At 39.4% G+C, this 15,231-nt stretch carries 15 protein-coding genes and 2 rRNA genes; 11 read left to right on the forward strand and 6 right to left on the reverse strand.

Going from position 1 to position 15,231, the window contains the following annotated elements:
* The 5 genes from F968_RS19155 to F968_RS19175 form a co-directional block, all read left to right on the forward strand.
* Nucleotides 1-74 (forward strand): 23S ribosomal RNA (locus tag F968_RS19155); the annotation flags it as partial.
* Between the two features lie 179 nt (nucleotides 75-253).
* Nucleotides 254-368: ribosomal RNA gene (rrf, locus tag F968_RS19160) — 5S ribosomal RNA — on the forward strand.
* Nucleotides 369-648: 280 nt separating this feature from the next.
* Entirely contained in the window at nucleotides 649-999 is a 351-nt protein-coding gene (locus F968_RS19165) for a GFA family protein (RefSeq protein ID WP_004796272.1), read from the forward strand.
* A gap of 20 nt (nucleotides 1,000-1,019) precedes the next feature.
* Nucleotides 1,020-1,583 carry a DUF4256 domain-containing protein gene (locus F968_RS19170; RefSeq protein ID WP_004796274.1) on the forward strand — a complete coding sequence of 188 codons (564 nt, stop codon included), beginning with the start codon at nucleotides 1,020-1,022 and terminating at the stop codon, nucleotides 1,581-1,583.
* Nucleotides 1,584-1,719: 136 nt separating this feature from the next.
* Nucleotides 1,720-2,883 (forward strand): acyl-CoA dehydrogenase family protein, encoded by a 1,164-nt coding sequence (locus F968_RS19175; protein ID WP_004796277.1) that lies wholly within the window; start codon nucleotides 1,720-1,722, stop codon nucleotides 2,881-2,883.
* A gap of 43 nt (nucleotides 2,884-2,926) precedes the next feature.
* Here F968_RS19175 and F968_RS19180 read toward each other — a convergent pair whose 3' ends face one another.
* On the reverse strand, nucleotides 2,927-3,427 hold the full coding sequence (locus tag F968_RS19180) for a GNAT family N-acetyltransferase (protein WP_034596989.1): 501 nt from the start codon (nucleotides 3,425-3,427) through the stop codon (nucleotides 2,927-2,929).
* Nucleotides 3,424-4,023 (reverse strand): TetR/AcrR family transcriptional regulator, encoded by a 600-nt coding sequence (locus tag F968_RS19185; RefSeq protein ID WP_004796280.1) that lies wholly within the window; start codon nucleotides 4,021-4,023, stop codon nucleotides 3,424-3,426. Before F968_RS19185 ends, F968_RS19180 begins: the two co-directional genes overlap by 4 nt.
* A 185-nt stretch (nucleotides 4,024-4,208) precedes the next feature.
* On the opposite strand from F968_RS19185, the gene F968_RS19190 reads away from it, so the two are divergent.
* From F968_RS19190 to F968_RS19215, 6 genes are read left to right on the forward strand one after another with little or no spacing between them, the layout of a single operon-like run.
* Entirely contained in the window at nucleotides 4,209-6,014 is a 1,806-nt protein-coding gene (locus F968_RS19190) for an acyclic terpene utilization AtuA family protein (protein WP_004796282.1), read from the forward strand.
* A gap of 20 nt (nucleotides 6,015-6,034) precedes the next feature.
* Nucleotides 6,035-6,922 (forward strand): SDR family oxidoreductase, encoded by an 888-nt coding sequence (locus F968_RS19195; RefSeq protein WP_004796284.1) that lies wholly within the window; start codon nucleotides 6,035-6,037, stop codon nucleotides 6,920-6,922.
* A 2-nt stretch (nucleotides 6,923-6,924) separates the two neighbouring features.
* Nucleotides 6,925-8,538: an acyl-CoA carboxylase subunit beta gene (locus F968_RS19200; RefSeq protein ID WP_004796286.1), complete on the forward strand. Its 1,614-nt coding sequence runs from the start codon at nucleotides 6,925-6,927 to the stop codon at nucleotides 8,536-8,538.
* A 42-nt stretch (nucleotides 8,539-8,580) separates the two neighbouring features.
* On the forward strand, nucleotides 8,581-9,738 hold the full coding sequence (locus F968_RS19205; protein WP_004796288.1) for an acyl-CoA dehydrogenase family protein: 1,158 nt from the start codon (nucleotides 8,581-8,583) through the stop codon (nucleotides 9,736-9,738).
* 16 nt (nucleotides 9,739-9,754) lie between these two features.
* A complete protein-coding gene (locus tag F968_RS19210) occupies nucleotides 9,755-10,591 on the forward strand; it encodes an enoyl-CoA hydratase/isomerase family protein (RefSeq protein ID WP_004796290.1) in 837 nt (278 codons plus the stop codon).
* Nucleotides 10,592-10,609: 18 nt separating this feature from the next.
* The gene (locus F968_RS19215; RefSeq protein WP_004796292.1) at nucleotides 10,610-12,550 is read left to right on the forward strand and encodes an acetyl/propionyl/methylcrotonyl-CoA carboxylase subunit alpha; all 1,941 of its coding nucleotides are present in this window, start codon (nucleotides 10,610-10,612) and stop codon (nucleotides 12,548-12,550) included.
* 54 nt (nucleotides 12,551-12,604) lie between these two features.
* Here the strand turns inward: F968_RS19215 and F968_RS19220 are convergent, their stop codons facing one another.
* The 4 genes from F968_RS19220 to F968_RS19235 form a co-directional block, all read right to left on the reverse strand.
* Nucleotides 12,605-13,024: a roadblock/LC7 domain-containing protein gene (locus tag F968_RS19220; protein WP_004796294.1), complete on the reverse strand. Its 420-nt coding sequence runs from the start codon at nucleotides 13,022-13,024 to the stop codon at nucleotides 12,605-12,607.
* The gene (locus F968_RS19225; protein ID WP_004796296.1) at nucleotides 13,017-13,577 is read right to left on the reverse strand and encodes a GTP-binding protein; all 561 of its coding nucleotides are present in this window, start codon (nucleotides 13,575-13,577) and stop codon (nucleotides 13,017-13,019) included. The genes F968_RS19220 and F968_RS19225 overlap by 8 nt, the downstream gene beginning before the upstream one ends.
* A gap of 8 nt (nucleotides 13,578-13,585) precedes the next feature.
* The gene (locus F968_RS19230) at nucleotides 13,586-14,551 is read right to left on the reverse strand and encodes a hypothetical protein (protein ID WP_004796298.1); all 966 of its coding nucleotides are present in this window, start codon (nucleotides 14,549-14,551) and stop codon (nucleotides 13,586-13,588) included.
* A gap of 83 nt (nucleotides 14,552-14,634) precedes the next feature.
* Nucleotides 14,635-14,994 carry a roadblock/LC7 domain-containing protein gene (locus tag F968_RS19235; protein WP_003656109.1) on the reverse strand — a complete coding sequence of 120 codons (360 nt, stop codon included), beginning with the start codon at nucleotides 14,992-14,994 and terminating at the stop codon, nucleotides 14,635-14,637.
* Between the last annotated feature and the right edge of the window lie 237 nt (nucleotides 14,995-15,231).

The raw sequence follows: 15,231 nt of genomic DNA on the forward strand, positions 1-15,231 counted from the left end.
GTTGATAGGTTGGATGTGGAAGCATAGTGATATGTGAAGCTGACCAATACTAATTGCTCGTGAGGCTTGACTATACAACACCCAAGCAGTTGTATATAAAGCATCAATCGATTCATTAATATGCAAAGCAACTTGATTTAGTTATATGCTTAGCTAAAATGAACAAATAAAGTAAGATTCAATCAGCCCATCTGTAAAGATTTGGAAAACGCATCGGCATATTAAGACCAATGCAAGTATCCATACCAGTTGTGCTGGCGACCATAGCAAGAGTGAACCACCTGATCCCTTCCCGAACTCAGAAGTGAAACCTCTTAGCGCTGATGGTAGTGTGGGGTTTCCCATGTGAGAGTAAGTCATCGCCAGCTCATTATTCAAACACCCCGACCCCGAAAGAGGCCGGGGTGTTTCCTTATGGGAAATTAATTAATAAATTGATTTAAATGCAGTAAGACAATAAAAAAAGGACTCTATATGAGTCCTTTTTTTATAGAGGAAGGAAATTTCGAATCCGTTCTAAGTTAAAAATGCGCTGCAAGGCCTGCATCTTCTAAATCAATATTAAGTAGCTCGATTACATTTTTATATGGAAACTTATTCTTTAAACTGGAAAAGTAAATAGGATGAAAATTATAAAGAGTAAGAACAATGAAATATCAAGGAAGTTGCCATTGCGGTCAGATTAAATTTGTAGTGGAAGGAGAGTTGTCAGAGGTTTTATCTTGTAATTGTTCAATATGTCAAAAGAAAGGGTCTTTACTATGGTTCCTACCCACTAATCAAGTTACAGTTACTTTAGATTCTCCTAATACTTTAGCGAATTACACTTTTAACAAGCATGTGATTAACCATCATTTCTGTAAAAATTGCGGTATTCATCCCTATGCCCAAGGTATAGATGCAGAGGGTAATTCTATGTTTGCGATTAATGTTCGATGTATAGATGACATTGACTTAGATAAAATAAAAATAAATTATTTTGATGGACGTTCAGTTTAATAATCATAAGGATTTATTCAATGACAACTAAAAAACAATTAACTCAAACACAATTAGATTCACTGCTTGAACTATTAAAGAAGAGATTTGAAAAAAACACACATCGCCATAAAGAAATTGATTGGACAAATGTGCGAGCTAAATTATTAGAGTCGCCTGAAAAATTATGGTCGTTGCAAGAAATGGAAAATACTGGAGGAGAACCTGATGTTATCTCTTATGATCAACAGAAGGATGAGTATTTATTTTTTGATTGTTCTGCTGAGACACCCAAAGGTCGTAGAAGCCTTTGTTATGATCGAGAGGCTTTGGAGGCTAGAAAAGATCATCCTCCCAAAAATAGTGCAATCGATGTAGCTAAAGAAATGGAAGCTGAGCTTCTCACAGAAGAGCAATACCATGAATTACAAAAGTTAGGGGAATTTGATCTTAAAACATCAAGTTGGCTCAAAACCCCAGATGAAATTCGACGTTTAGAGGGAGCTATTTTTGGTGACCGACGTTATGGTCGGGTCTTCATTTATCATAATGGAGCGCAGTCCTATTATGCCGCTCGTGGATTTCGTTGCTGTCTAAGAGTATAGATTTTACAGTTTCATAAGAATTATTAGGTTTGATGTTTTATGCCAAGAAATTGGAGGTTCTTGCAACTTTTGATTGACGACAAACATGACAAGATAGGTTCTGGAATTAAATAAAAACATCAGGACATCTGTAAAAATGCAACCAAACCCAATTTACTATAATGAACAACATATTGCTTTTGCTGATAATGTTCGTCGATTTGTACAAAAAGAAATGGCCCCTTTCGTTAATGAATGGGATGAGGCTGAGATATTTCCTAGAGAGCTTTATAGAAAGGCTGCTGAAATTGGTTTATTGGGATTAGGCTTTTCTGAGGAATATGGCGGTATTCCTGATGCAGATCCATTTTATTCGTTATTGGCTGGTATTGAAATGGCAAAAGCTGGTTCGGGTGGAGTACATATTTCACTCATGGTACATACCATTGGCGCCCCACCGATTCAGCATTTTGGTAGTGAGGAGTTAAAGGCCAGAGTTCTACCAGGTATTATTTCCGGTGAAAAAATTTCTGCTTTAGCTATTACGGAGCCAGCTGGCGGCTCGGATGTAGCAGCATTACAGACTAAAGCTGTTCATGATGGTGATTATTATATTGTTTCAGGCGAAAAGACATTTATTACAACGGGAATTCGTGCAGATTACTATACAGTTGCAGTGCGTACAGATCCAACTAAAACAGGTGCAGAAGGTATTTCAATGTTGCTCGTTGATGCGCACAGCGAAGGAATTACTAAAACACCTTTAAAAAAAATGGGTTGGTGGGCTTCAGATACGGCGCATTTGCATTTTGACCAAGTACGAGTACCTGTATCAAATCTTTTAGGTAAAGAAAATGCTGGTTTTAAAGTCATTATGAATAACTTTAATATGGAGCGTTTTTTCTTAGGTGTAGTGGCTTATGGTTATGCATTAGTGTGTTATGAAGAAGCTTTAGATTGGGCCCAGCAACGGAAAACTTTTGGTAAGCGATTAATTGATCATCAAGTGGTTCGTCATAAATTGGTAGATATGGCAACGCAATTAACCTCAACACGGGCATTACTTGAAGAAACCGCATGGAAAATGACTCAGCCGAAGTTACAAGGACCTGAGTTGGTGGCACAAATTTCAATGCTCAAAAATGTTGCGACTCGCACTATGCAATTTTGTGCTGATGCAGCGGTACAAACATTAGGTGGCATGGGCTTTATGCGAGGTACCAAATCTGAACGTATTTACCGTGAAGTGAAAGTTAATATGATTGGCGGTGGTGCTGAGGAAATTATGAAAGATTTGATTAGTAAGCAGTTGGGTTATTGATTTTAGCGTATGTTTTGATCGTATAAACCATCTCATTTAGAGTTTACTGAGATGGTTCTATCCATTTCTCATTTAAAATTGCCCAACGTTCATGATCTTTCCATGTTTTTCCTCCAATTTGAAGATATTGCCGAGAAAAACCTTCTTTAATGAAACCAGCTTTGGAAACTAGTTGAATCGAAGCAATATTGTCAGGTTGTATATTCGCTTCTAACCTATGTAAATTTAAATTTTCGAATGCCTCTTTAAGTAATAATTTTAGGCCTTGCTTCATGTAGCCATGACCTTGATAGGGATGAAATGCTTCATAACCCAAATAGGCTGAATGAAAGTGACCGCGTATAATATTTGAAATATTAAATGTTCCGGCAATTGCATGGCTATCGGTTAAGCAGACAAAATAGCGATGCTCTTGTTCTAAATATGTGTGAAAGTTAGCTGGTGGATATGTCCACGGTTGATGTAATTGAACACTACGTGCATAAGCTTCTTTAATTTCTGCAAGGTCATTTTTCTTGGGTTTACGTAAATAGATTAGACTCATTTCAACGCCATTTCCCAAACCATTTCCGTTAACTCATCAATTTTAACTTTACCCTCAGATTTATACCAAGTTACGGTCCATGAAATCGCACCACCAACTAATCTTCGCCAAATAAAAGCATCATGTTTTATTTTGCCCTGAGTGCGCAACTTTTCAATAATATTTAGCCAGATTTGTTCATATTGATTACGCATTTCTAAAAGATAATTTTGTTTTTCTTTTGACAGAGCAAACCACTCATAAACCAAAACAGCCATGGCTGCACCTGTATCTCCAGTAATTGAAATGAGTTCAGCTTTAATAAGGGCACGTAATTGTTTTTCTGGATCGGTAGATTGAGCTGCGGCCTCTTCTAAACGAGCAAGATTGTAAATAATGGTTTCCTCCATCACGTGAGCGAGGATATCATCTTTACTTTTAAAGTGGTGGAATAAGCTTCCCGACTGGATTCCAATAAATTGAGCAAGTTCGCGTACAGTAGTTTTGTCATAGCCTTGCTTGTGAAATAAATAGGCCGCCCCCCGTAATAAACGACCACGTGGGCTATCGTCAAAGCAAGAAATATTTGGAATCTGTTCAATTGAAGTAGCAATCATGCGAAAGCTGGTTCCTTTATATAAAAATACTTAACGGAAAAATTTGCCAAATCTCATCATGTTTTAGGTGAATTGTCGAGTTTGGCAGTTTTAGTCAATTTCACAATAACATTTTGCTCTTTACAAACCAAGCGCTTGCTTGGTAATGTTGAGTGTAATTTTTAAACAAAATAATGAGAAATAAAATGGCAAGTGATCAACAGGATGATGAGCGTGTCGTGAAAATAGGTTGTGCCTCAGGTTTTTGGGGGGATACCAATACTGCCGCTTTCCAATTAGTACATTTAGCCGATATTAATTATTTGGTTTTTGATTACTTGTCAGAAATCACCATGTCGATTATGGCAAAAGCGAAGATGGTGGAATCAAAGCATGGCTATGCTTTGGACTTTGTTAGTCGGGTGATGGCGCCTTTACTTAAAAAAATTGCAGAAAAAAAGATTAAGGTCATTAGTAATGCTGGTGGTGTTAATCCATTGGCATGTCGAGATGCTTTGCAAAAAATAATTAAAGAATATGGTCTAGATCTAAAAGTTGCCGTGGTTTTAGGTGATGATCTTTTACCGCAACATGAGCAACTCAAACAGCAAAATATTCGGGAAATGTTTAGCGGGGAATTTTTACCAGAACAGGTGGCGAGTAGTAATGCCTATTTAGGAGCTATAGCAATTCGTGACGCTTTAGACGTAGGTGCAGATATTGTGATAACTGGCCGCGTGGTTGACTCTGCTGTGGTACTTGCTCCGTTACTTCATGAATATCAATGGTCGCTTGATGATTATGACAAATTGGCTCAAGGTTCGCTAGCAGGTCATGTGATTGAATGTGGTGCGCAATGTACAGGTGGTAATTTTACCGACTGGCGCTTAGTTCAAGGCTTCGACAATATGGGCTTTCCAGTCGTTGAAGTGAGTGAAGATGGCTCATTTGTTGTGACCAAACCCCAGGGTACAGGTGGGCTGGTATCTACTGCCACGGTTGGTGAACAAATTATTTATGAAATTGGTAATCCGCAAGCATATTTACTACCCGATGTAATTGCGGATTTTAGTCAGGTGCATTTAGAGCAAGTCGGGGAACATCGAGTTCGTGTGACAGGGGCAAAAGGACAAGCACCGACTGCGCAATATAAAGTCAGTGCGACTTACCCAGATGGATATCGGGTTTTAGTCAGTTTTTTAATTGCAGGTCGCGAAGCTCCACAAAAAGCACAAGTGATTGCTGATGCTATTTTGACGAAATGCGAGCGTGTTTTAGCAATGCGTTCGGTGCCGCCATTTAGTGAAAAGTCGGTTGAGATTTTAGGTATCGAAAGTACCTATGGAGCACATGCTCAGGCTTTAAATAGCCGTGAAGTTGTGGTCAAAATAGCTGTAAAACACATGTTTAAAGAAGCATGTATGTTCTTTGCATCAGAAATTGCACAGGCTTCCACAGGTATGGCTCCAGCCTTGGCAGGAATTGTCGGAGGCCGACCAAAAGCGTCTCCAGTTATCAAGTTATTTTCATTTTTAATCGATAAAAATCAAGTTAATGTCGAAATCGACTTTGAAGGCAAACGTTATCCAGTTGAGGTTCCACAAAGAATTTCTACAGAGCAATTGTCTACATTAACAGCGGGCGAAAATGCAGTTTATCAAGGGGATGAAATTGAAGTTCCTTTGATTGAAATTGCACATGCCCGCAGTGGTGATAAAGGCAATCATAGCAACATCGGCGTGATTGCGCGTAAAGCAGAATATTTACCGTGGATTCGTGCGGCACTGACTGAACAGGCAGTTGCAAGTTATATGCAGCATGTATTGGATGCAGAGAAAGGGCGAGTAATTCGTTATGAGTTACTAGGTTTAAATGCACTGAATTTTATTTTGGAGAATGCCTTGGGTGGCGGTGGTGTTGCAAGCTTACGTATTGATCCACAAGGTAAAGCATTTGCACAACAATTATTGGATATGCCTGTCAAAGTTCCGGCAAATCTTTTAGAAAAATAAAATGAATGGATGAAGCAAAGATGAGTTATCAATCAATTTTTAGACCAGATGCTTTTGCTAATAAAGTCATTATTGTGACAGGTGGCGGCTCAGGAATTGGTCGTTGTACTGCACATGAGCTTGCTGCCCTTGGTGCTCAAGTGGTGATTACAGGACGAAAAATTGAGAAATTAGAGAAAGTAAGCCAAGAAATTATAGAAGATGGCGGTCAGGTTCATTTCATTGTTTGTGATAACCGTGAAGAAGAACAAGTGAAAAATATGATTGCTGAAGTGATTGAGAAATTCGGCAAACTCGATGGATTGGTGAATAACGCGGGTGGTCAGTTTCCGTCAGCTTTAGAAAATATCTCTGCGAATGGTTTTGATGCGGTCGTACGTAATAACTTGCACTCAACTTTTTACCTGATGCGTGAAGCTTATAACCAATGGATGGCTAAACATGGCGGCAGTATTGTCAACATGACTGCTGATATGTGGGGCGGCATGCCGGGAATGGGACATTCTGGTGCTGCACGTTCGGGAGTTGATAACTTAACTAAAACAGCATCGGTTGAGTGGGGTAAATCTGGTGTACGTGTAAATGCGGTTGCACCAGGATGGATTGTCTCATCTGGTATGGATAATTATAGTGGTGATTTTGCCAAAGTGATTATTCCAAGTCTTGCTGGCAATGTACCTCTAAAGCGTATGGGAACTGAGTCGGAAGTCTCATCAGCAATTTGCTATTTGTTATCTGATGCTGCGGCTTTTGTCTCTGGTGTGACCTTACGTATTGATGGGGCCGCATCACAAGGAACACGCATGTATCCACTAGCTGAGGCTACAAATAGTCAGTCTTATAATGGTTTCCATCGTGCATTTATTCCTGAAATTTTTCAGAAAAAGACTGAGGCTGAGGAGGAATAACAGTGACTATTCTCCAATCTGAAATTGCTCTAGGTAGTGAACAGTATCAAAAGAATAAAGATGTACTCCTTGCTCAGTTGAATGAAGTACGTGCAATTCAGCAAAAAAGTATTGAAAAGTCATATGCTGCCAAACCGAAGTTCGATAAGAAAGGCAAGATTCTGCCGCATGAGCGTGTACGGTTGTTGCTCGATGCAGATTCACCTTTTGTTGAGCTTTGTGGCTTGGTTGGCTACAACATGCATGATGACAAGGATGGCTCCGAAGCAGGTGGTGGCGTAATTGCTGGTATTGGTTTTGTCAGTGGTGTGCGTTGTCTGGTTTCTGCAAGTAATAGCGCGATTAAAGGCGGAACCATGTCACCTATGGGTGTGCAGAAAACCTTACGCTTGCAAAAAATTGCTTTGGAACAAAAACTCCCGTTGATTACGTTGACTGAAAGTGGCGGTGCCAACCTAAATTATGCGGCGGAAGTATTTACCTATGGCGGTATGACCTTTGCCAATCAGGCACGACTTTCTGCGGCAGGTATTCCCCAACTTGCAGTGGTGCATGGTAATGCAACGGCAGGTGGTGCTTACCAACCCGGCCTTTCAGATTATGTCATTGCTGTGCGTAAGCAAACCGAGATGTTGCTTGCAGGGCCACCTTTACTTTTAGCAGCAACTGGTGAAGTTGCAACAGCTGAGGAATTGGGCGGTGCAGAAATGCATGCGCAGGTTGCCGGAACTGCAGAATATTTGGCTGAAAATGATGCTGACGGTATTCGGCTGGCACGTGAAATTTTTGAACACCTCAACTGGAAAGAGCAAATCAAACCGGTTGATGTGACTTATAAAGAGCCTCGTTATGATACCGAGGAACTGTTGGGTGTTATTCCAAGTGACCCTAAACAACCATTCAATATGAAAGAAGTGGTTGCTCGTATTATTGACGATTCGGATTTTCTAGAATTTAAACAGGAATATGATGATTTAACAGTATGTGGCTGGGCAAAAATTGGTGGACTACATATAGGAATTATTACTAATAATGGCCCGATTACACCTCAAGGGGCAGCGAAGGCAGCGCAGTTTATACATCTATGTGAACAGACCAAGCGTCCATTATTATTTTTGCATAACACCACAGGTTTTATGGTAGGAACTGACGCAGAGCAAAACGGTATTATCAAACACGGCTCGAAATTGATTCAAGCGGTTGCCAATTGTACTGTACCTAAAATTTCAATCGTTGTGGCAGGGTCATATGGCGCTGGTAACTACGCGATGTGCGGTCGGAGTTTATCGCCAGATTTTATTTTTGCTTGGCCGAATTCGCATGTTGCTGTAATGGGTTCTGCACAGGCTGGAAAAGTATTACGTATTGTAGCCGAAGGAAAGCAAAAAGCTTCAGGGCAGGAGACGAATCCGCAAATTCTCGATTTTCTTGAGCAAAGTACTGCGATGAAATTGGAACAACAATCTACCGCGCTTTTCAATACGGCCATGCTACATGATGATGGTATTATCGATCCGCGAGATACTCGAAAACTATTAATTTTCCTTTTACAAACCATTTATGAAGCACAGCAACGAGAGCTAAATCCAACTCGTTTTGGTGTGTCCCGTTTTTAATCAACCTTTACCGCAATTAAAAAAATTAATAGGAATAACACCATGAAATTTACTGCTGAACATGAAGCATTACGCCGTACAGCTCGTCAATTTGTTCAAAATGAGCTGAATCCACATATTCCGGAATGGGAAGCTGCAGGGCAGTTCCCAATCCATGATGTATTTAAAAAGATGGGTGATCTTGGTTTATTGGGGATTTGTAAGCCTGAGGAAAATGGCGGTTTAGCTTTAGATTATTCTTATAACCTTGTAGTTGCAGAAGAAATTGGCTATGCAGCTTGTGGTGGCGTGCCTTTGGCGATTGGTGTGCAAACCGATATGGCAACACCAGCTTTGGCCCGTTTTGGTAGTAAAGAATTACGTGATGAGTTTTTAACACCAGCGATTGCTGGGGAATATGTCGCATCGATTGCAGTATCAGAAGTGCATGCTGGTTCGGATGTTGCTGCTATTAAAACAACAGCAAAAAAAGATGGCGATGACTATGTCATTAACGGCAGCAAAATGTGGATTACCAACTCATTGCAGGCCGACTTCTTTTGTCTTTTAGCCAATACGTCTGATGATAAACCACACGTGAATAAGTCGATGATTATTGTGCCAGCAAAAACCAAAGGGATTAGTTTTTCAGAACCACTTAATAAATTAGGGATGCGTTCAACGACCACAGCACAGGTTTATTTAGACAATGTACGTGTACCACAGCGTAACTTAGTGGGTGTCGAAGGCATGGGCTTCATGATGCAAATGATGCAATTTCAGGAAGAGCGTTTATGGGCTTGTGCTAATGCTATAGGTGGTTTGGAAAATTTAATCCAGAAGACCATCGACTATACCAAAGAGCGTACGACGTTTGGTCAGCCACTCATCAATAACCAATATATTCATTTCCGTTTTGCCGAGCTCATGACTGAAGTGGAAGCACTTAAAGCACTCACTTACCAAGCCTGTGAACAACATATTGCAGGGGAAGATGTGACCAAGTTAGCCTCTATGGCAAAACTAAAAGCAGGGCGTTTAAGCCGTGAAGTTGCCGATAGCTGTCTGCAATATTGGGGTGGTAATGGCTTCATGTGGGATAATCCTGCATCACAACTGTACCGTGATGGTCGTTTAGGTTCAATTGGTGGCGGGGCAGATGAGATTATGTTGGGGATTATCTGTAAGTTAATGGACATTCTGCCTAAAAAGCAGAAATAAAAATAAGGAATCGACCATGACACTTTCAGCATCTCTACAAGCTCTAGATCTTGATGACAGTATTCAATTAGAACAAGACAGCAATATTTTATACCTTTGGTTAAATCGACCAGAGAGTCGCAATGCCATGAACCTGAATATGGTTAATGCAATTCAGCAAGTTTTTGCTGTCATTCGCGATGACCTTTCAATTCGTGCGGTCATCATCCGTGGTGAAGGTGGAACTTTTTGTGCGGGTGGGGATATTAAAGATATGGCTGCTTTACGAGTTGAAGCGACCAATGTCGGCAGTCTACAACCTTATGCTGACTTTAACCGCCGTTTTGGTGCCATGCTTGAGCAAGTTGAAGCCGCACCGCAAACGGTTGTGGTAATTTTAGAAGGCGCGGTGTTAGGTGGTGGTTTTGGTCTGGCATGTGTTTCAGATGTTGCCATTAGCCGTGACAATGCTCAGTTTGGTTTACCTGAAACTGGTCTTGGTGTGATCCCTGCGCAAATTGCTCCCTTTGTGGTGAAACGTATTGGTCTGACTCAGGCGCGCCGACTTGCTTTACTCGGCATGCGTTTTGAAGGACATACAGCACTAAGTGTCGGAGTGGTTCATCAAATTGCACATAATGAAATCGAACTAGAGCAAGCTCTAGAGGAAACCATTCAAAACATTAAACGAGCAGCTCCTCAAGCTTCGCGTGTGACTAAAGCACTGTTACATCGAGCGTTTAATGAGCCTTTGAACGATTTGTTAGATGATGCTGCACAGCAGTTTGCTCAAGCGGTTGGTGGTGCCGAAGGACAAGAAGGTACGATGGCTTTTATCCAGAAACGGTTGCCGAGTTGGGCCGATGAATCATAAGAGATAAGGATAAAAATAATGAAATTTTCAAAAGTACTGGTTGCCAATCGTGGTGAAATTGCAGTTCGAGTCATGCAAACTGCTAAGGCAATGGGCTATCAAACTGTGGCGGTTTATTCTGATACTGACCGTAATGCCCGTCATGTGCAAGAGGCCGATGAAGCTGTCTATATTGGTGCTTCAAAAGTATCTGAGTCTTATCTTTCCATTGCTAAAATTATAGATGCATGTAAAAAAACTGGGGCCGATGCGGTTCACCCTGGTTATGGTTTTTTGTCAGAAAACACTGATTTTGCTCAGGCATGTATCGATAACCAGATTACATTTATTGGACCAACAGCTTCTGCAATTGAGTTAATGGGCAGTAAACGACTCTCAAAAATTGCCATGATTGAAGCAGGCGTCCCTTCTGTGCCAGGTTATGAAGGTGATCGTCAAGACCTTGAATATTTAGCGAAACAAGCCGAGCAGATTGGCTTTCCAATTATGGTCAAAGCTTCTGCGGGTGGTGGTGGTCGCGGAATGCGTTTGGTACAAGAGTCATCCGAATTGGTTGAGGCATTGCAAACAGCACGTTCAGAAGCTGAAAATGCTTTTGGTTCAGGTGAGCTTATTTTAGAAAAAGCAGTGATTGCGCCGCGCCATGTCGAAATTCAGGTTTTTGGTGATACACACGGCAATTATGTCTATTTATTTGAACGTGATTGTTCAATCCAGCGACGTCATCAAAAGGTTGTTGAGGAAGCACCGTGTCCAGTCATGACTCCTGAACTGCGTCAACAAATGGGTGAGGCCGCTGTAGCAGCCGCTAAAGCATGTGCGTATGTAGGTGCGGGAACTGTTGAGTTTTTACTTGATGCATCAGGTACATTTTATTTTTTAGAAATGAATACCCGTTTGCAGGTAGAGCATCCTGTTACTGAACTCATTACAGGTTTAGATTTAGTTGAGTGGCAGTTGCGTGTTGCCAATGGTGAACAGTTGCCCTTGCAACAACATGAGTTGACCTTAACTGGGCATGCAATTGAAGTGCGCTTGTATGCGGAAGATCCACGGCAAGATTTCTTACCACAAACAGGTCAAGTTCTGCGTTGGCAGCCAGCGACTTTGCCAAATATACGGATTGATCATGGGATGTTAGTAACTGATGAGGTTAGTCCATTTTACGATCCGATGGTAGCAAAGGTGATCGCATATGGGAAAACCCGTGAGGATGCGATTCGCTTACTCGCTCGTGCTGTGCATGATTGTGTTTTGCTAGGTGTAAATAGCAATAAACAGTTTTTGGTCAATTTACTGCGTCATCCCGTTGTTGTTGCTGGTGATACCAATACCGCATTTATTCAACAGCATTTTCAAAACGATAGCAGCCTACATAAGCAGGTTCTATCTTTAGAAAATTTAGCGATTGCTGCTGCATTATTTAGTCAAAGTAAAGTCGCTGCGGTGTGGCAAACTGGGCTTGGAGTGCCACTACCATTAAAACTTAAATATGATGATCAGCAAATTCAATTGCAGCTTTCATCTGTAAATAACACGTTTACAGCACAGCTTTGTGATCAAACAGTTTGTATTGAAGTGCTCGAAAGAACGCCAGAGCAATTAGTTTATTTAATTGATGGCGTACGCCGCCGTGTGAAATATGTATTAGATGGTGATCAGCTTTACTTAGATCGAGAGAATGGCAATGTTGCGATACGCAATGTGACTTATGCTGCCCCAGAAATAGCTGATGTGGCTGGTGATGGCAAAATTCGTGCACCGATGGATGGTGCTGTAGTGAATATTTTGGTTGATAAAGGTGATCAAGTTGTGAAAGGCCAAACCTTACTAGTGCTTGAGGCTATGAAAATCCAGCAACAGATTAAGTCTGATGTGGATGGGGTAGTTGAAGATGTGTTAGGGCAACAGGGTCAACAAGTAAAAAAACGGCAAATATTATTTAGTATTCAAACTTAAGTGAAAAATACCGCTCTATTTGAGCGGTATTTATTTTCGATCAGTAGTTTTGAGTTATTCTCCATCAGCTTCTGCGATCAACTGACTTGCTTTTTTTAGGCTATATAATAGTTGTCCTAAAAGTACCTCTTTATTACTTAGCGTGACCATGACCATCGGGTGATGAGTTGCTGGAATAGCCGTCAGAATAGCCTTACCATTATCTGCATCTAAAGTAATGTTGTTACAGCCAGTGAGCTGAATCTCTTTTAAAAAAGCAGTGACCATTGCCAAAATTGAGCTACTCACCGCCGCTAATTTGGTGGTGTTATGGTAGTTTTTATGACTCACTGTCGCTAATTCAAAACCATCAGAAGAGCAAATCATGACAAAATCTACACCACGCGTATTCATCAAAATATTATGAGCTTCAGTTTTTGCTAGCTGTAGCAATTGTGTAGGCGCGGTGCGTTTTTGAGTTGGGATGCTAAGCATGATCATTCCCCTGAGATGTTAAACCTACTTTGACTTCAAGAGATGCAATTAATGATTCAACCATCATTAAAATTTGTTCCTGCTCGCGTGCATCAATAAAAAATAATGGATATGAAAGTCCATTTGCTTTTATCCAATGACGATATTGTTGAAGTGACGATTCTTTATTCTCATCAACATGAGTAATACCAATTGCAATATTATCATTATAATTTTTAAAGGTTTCTAAGTAGCTTTCTAGCTCTTCAATCGGATTAGGACTATTATGATCTAATAATAAAATAACGCCGATTGCACCTTCACAAATGACCGACCATATAAAATCAAAACGGCTTTGTCCTGGGGTGCCATAGAGTCCGATTTTGATTCCATCATCTAAAGTAATTTCACCATAGTCAATGCCTACGGTAGTTTGGGTTTTCTGGTGGCTTTGTACATCAGTATTGAATGTTTCTGTTCCCAAAATTGGAATTTCAGATAGCGATTTAATCGCTTCTGTTTTTCCTGCCCCCATACTACCTGCAAAGACAATTTTATATTGCTGTATAATCATAATTTCCCTTAAAGACCAAAACGCCGTCTAATCTTCCCTATAAAATTTTTAAAAAAATGATTGTCTGTATTTGAATTTTCTAAATGAGAATTTGGCGTGTAAGCACATTTATTCGCAGAAATAAATTTTCCATTATTTGCTATTAAACAAGCGGTAACGAAGCGTAAGACATCATCAATTGACAAGTTAAGTTGGTTCGCCACATCAGTAATTTTTGCTCCCTGTATAAAACAAGCAGAGAGTTGTAGGCTCACTTTTCTATATTCTTTTTGGTAGGGCTGTGGCCAGTGGTCAATTTTAAAATAACTATCCTTCGAGGCTAGATTTTCAAAGTTTTTTGAATGCCAAAACAAATTCCATAGCCAGTCCTGCAAATAGTAGTTTTTTTTACGAGACACTTTGGTGAAGTCGGAGGTTTTAGCAAAAGTGAAATCAAAGCTTTGATTGGTCTGAGTTTGTTGGCGTGATGGTTCCAACCAAGCTATCTGAGTCCTGTTATCAATAATGGCGAGAGTGCCTTTATCATCAAAGATGTGTAATTTGGCATTCTCTGAATTGTGTAAATTCCTTATAAACTTATCATCAATTAGTATGGACTCATTTGATAAATCTGAAACTAAGGCAATTTTCTTTTGGTTTAAATAAGATATTAGGTTTATTTGTAGCCAGTCTAATAGAGATTCTACTTTTTCTAGTGGCAAATGAAGGGTGTGTTCATCAAATTGATATTCATTTTGTGACGGAGTTTTAGTAATTTTTAAATAAGGGCATTTTTTCTTTTGAAGAATGTTTTGAATATTATCTGAGTCAAAGAAGTTTTCATTAATTAATAATAGATCAATATGGTTGTTAGAAATATTAACCCAATTAATAATATACTCATTAGATATTAACTTTCTGATTAAAGTTTTTAATTCATCTAAAACTTTTAAGCTTAAACCAGATGTAGCAATATTTATGCAATTCCTATCCATAGTATCACATTAAGTTTTATTGAATAATATAATGGTTTTAATATGCTTTTTATAATAAATATAAAAAGCATATCTTAGTTTAATTAGCTAAAGTCTAGCTCTTTTTCAAATGACTTTAACTCATGACGAGCCATGGCTAAATTCGATTTGCTACGGTCAAGGACTAAATAAAGGAATAAATTATTATTACTTTCTAGAGGTCGAATTAAGTGGTAAGCCTTACCTAATGTAATTAAAATATCTTCAATATTGTCATTTAATTTCAAAGCATTAGCGATATTTCGCTTTGCGCGAATTACTTCTGTATTTCCAGCAGCAGCCAATTCTAAATCAATTTCCCCGCCCCCTTGTGTTGCAAGTGATAAACCGCTTTCTGAATCTACAAGTGCAGAAGCAATAAAACCATCAATTTCAGTTAAGCTATCTAAAGAAAGTTTAGCCATATTTTATCTCTCAGGATTCTAAAATTATATTTACTACTTTTTCCTAAAAGTAGTTGAAATCCATTATATTTCTGCACAATTTGAAGTCAATCAATCAACTAAAGTATATGGTCTCATTTTTAGGGAATAAGTGACGAAAAATGTCAGATTATAAAATATATTATAAGATTATTTTTACATTATACTTTTAATATTGTGCTGCTGTTTACATTATATATTTTAAAATTTATATAAAAC

It is taken from the genome of Acinetobacter sp. NIPH 817, assembly GCF_000368405.1.
Lineage (GTDB): Bacteria > Pseudomonadota > Gammaproteobacteria > Pseudomonadales > Moraxellaceae > Acinetobacter.

Bases quoted from the DNA above. Each gene is read 5' to 3' on its own strand.
- F968_RS19165 (WP_004796272.1), top strand. From the start codon at position 649: ATGAAATATCAAGGAAGTTGCCATTGCGGTCAGATTAAATTTGTAGTG.
- F968_RS19170 (WP_004796274.1), top strand. From the start codon at position 1,020: ATGACAACTAAAAAACAATTAACTCAAACACAATTAGATTCACTGCTT.
- F968_RS19175 (WP_004796277.1), top strand. From the start codon at position 1,720: ATGCAACCAAACCCAATTTACTATAATGAACAACATATTGCTTTTGCT.
- F968_RS19180 (WP_034596989.1), bottom strand. From the start codon at position 3,427: ATGAGTCTAATCTATTTACGTAAACCCAAGAAAAATGACCTTGCAGAA.
- F968_RS19185 (WP_004796280.1), bottom strand. From the start codon at position 4,023: ATGATTGCTACTTCAATTGAACAGATTCCAAATATTTCTTGCTTTGAC.
- F968_RS19190 (WP_004796282.1), top strand. From the start codon at position 4,209: ATGGCAAGTGATCAACAGGATGATGAGCGTGTCGTGAAAATAGGTTGT.
- F968_RS19195 (WP_004796284.1), top strand. From the start codon at position 6,035: ATGAGTTATCAATCAATTTTTAGACCAGATGCTTTTGCTAATAAAGTC.
- F968_RS19205 (WP_004796288.1), top strand. From the start codon at position 8,581: ATGAAATTTACTGCTGAACATGAAGCATTACGCCGTACAGCTCGTCAA.
- F968_RS19210 (WP_004796290.1), top strand. From the start codon at position 9,755: ATGACACTTTCAGCATCTCTACAAGCTCTAGATCTTGATGACAGTATT.
- F968_RS19215 (WP_004796292.1), top strand. From the start codon at position 10,610: ATGAAATTTTCAAAAGTACTGGTTGCCAATCGTGGTGAAATTGCAGTT.
- F968_RS19220 (WP_004796294.1), bottom strand. From the start codon at position 13,024: ATGCTTAGCATCCCAACTCAAAAACGCACCGCGCCTACACAATTGCTA.
- F968_RS19225 (WP_004796296.1), bottom strand. From the start codon at position 13,577: ATGATTATACAGCAATATAAAATTGTCTTTGCAGGTAGTATGGGGGCA.
- F968_RS19230 (WP_004796298.1), bottom strand. From the start codon at position 14,551: ATGGATAGGAATTGCATAAATATTGCTACATCTGGTTTAAGCTTAAAA.
- F968_RS19235 (WP_003656109.1), bottom strand. From the start codon at position 14,994: ATGGCTAAACTTTCTTTAGATAGCTTAACTGAAATTGATGGTTTTATT.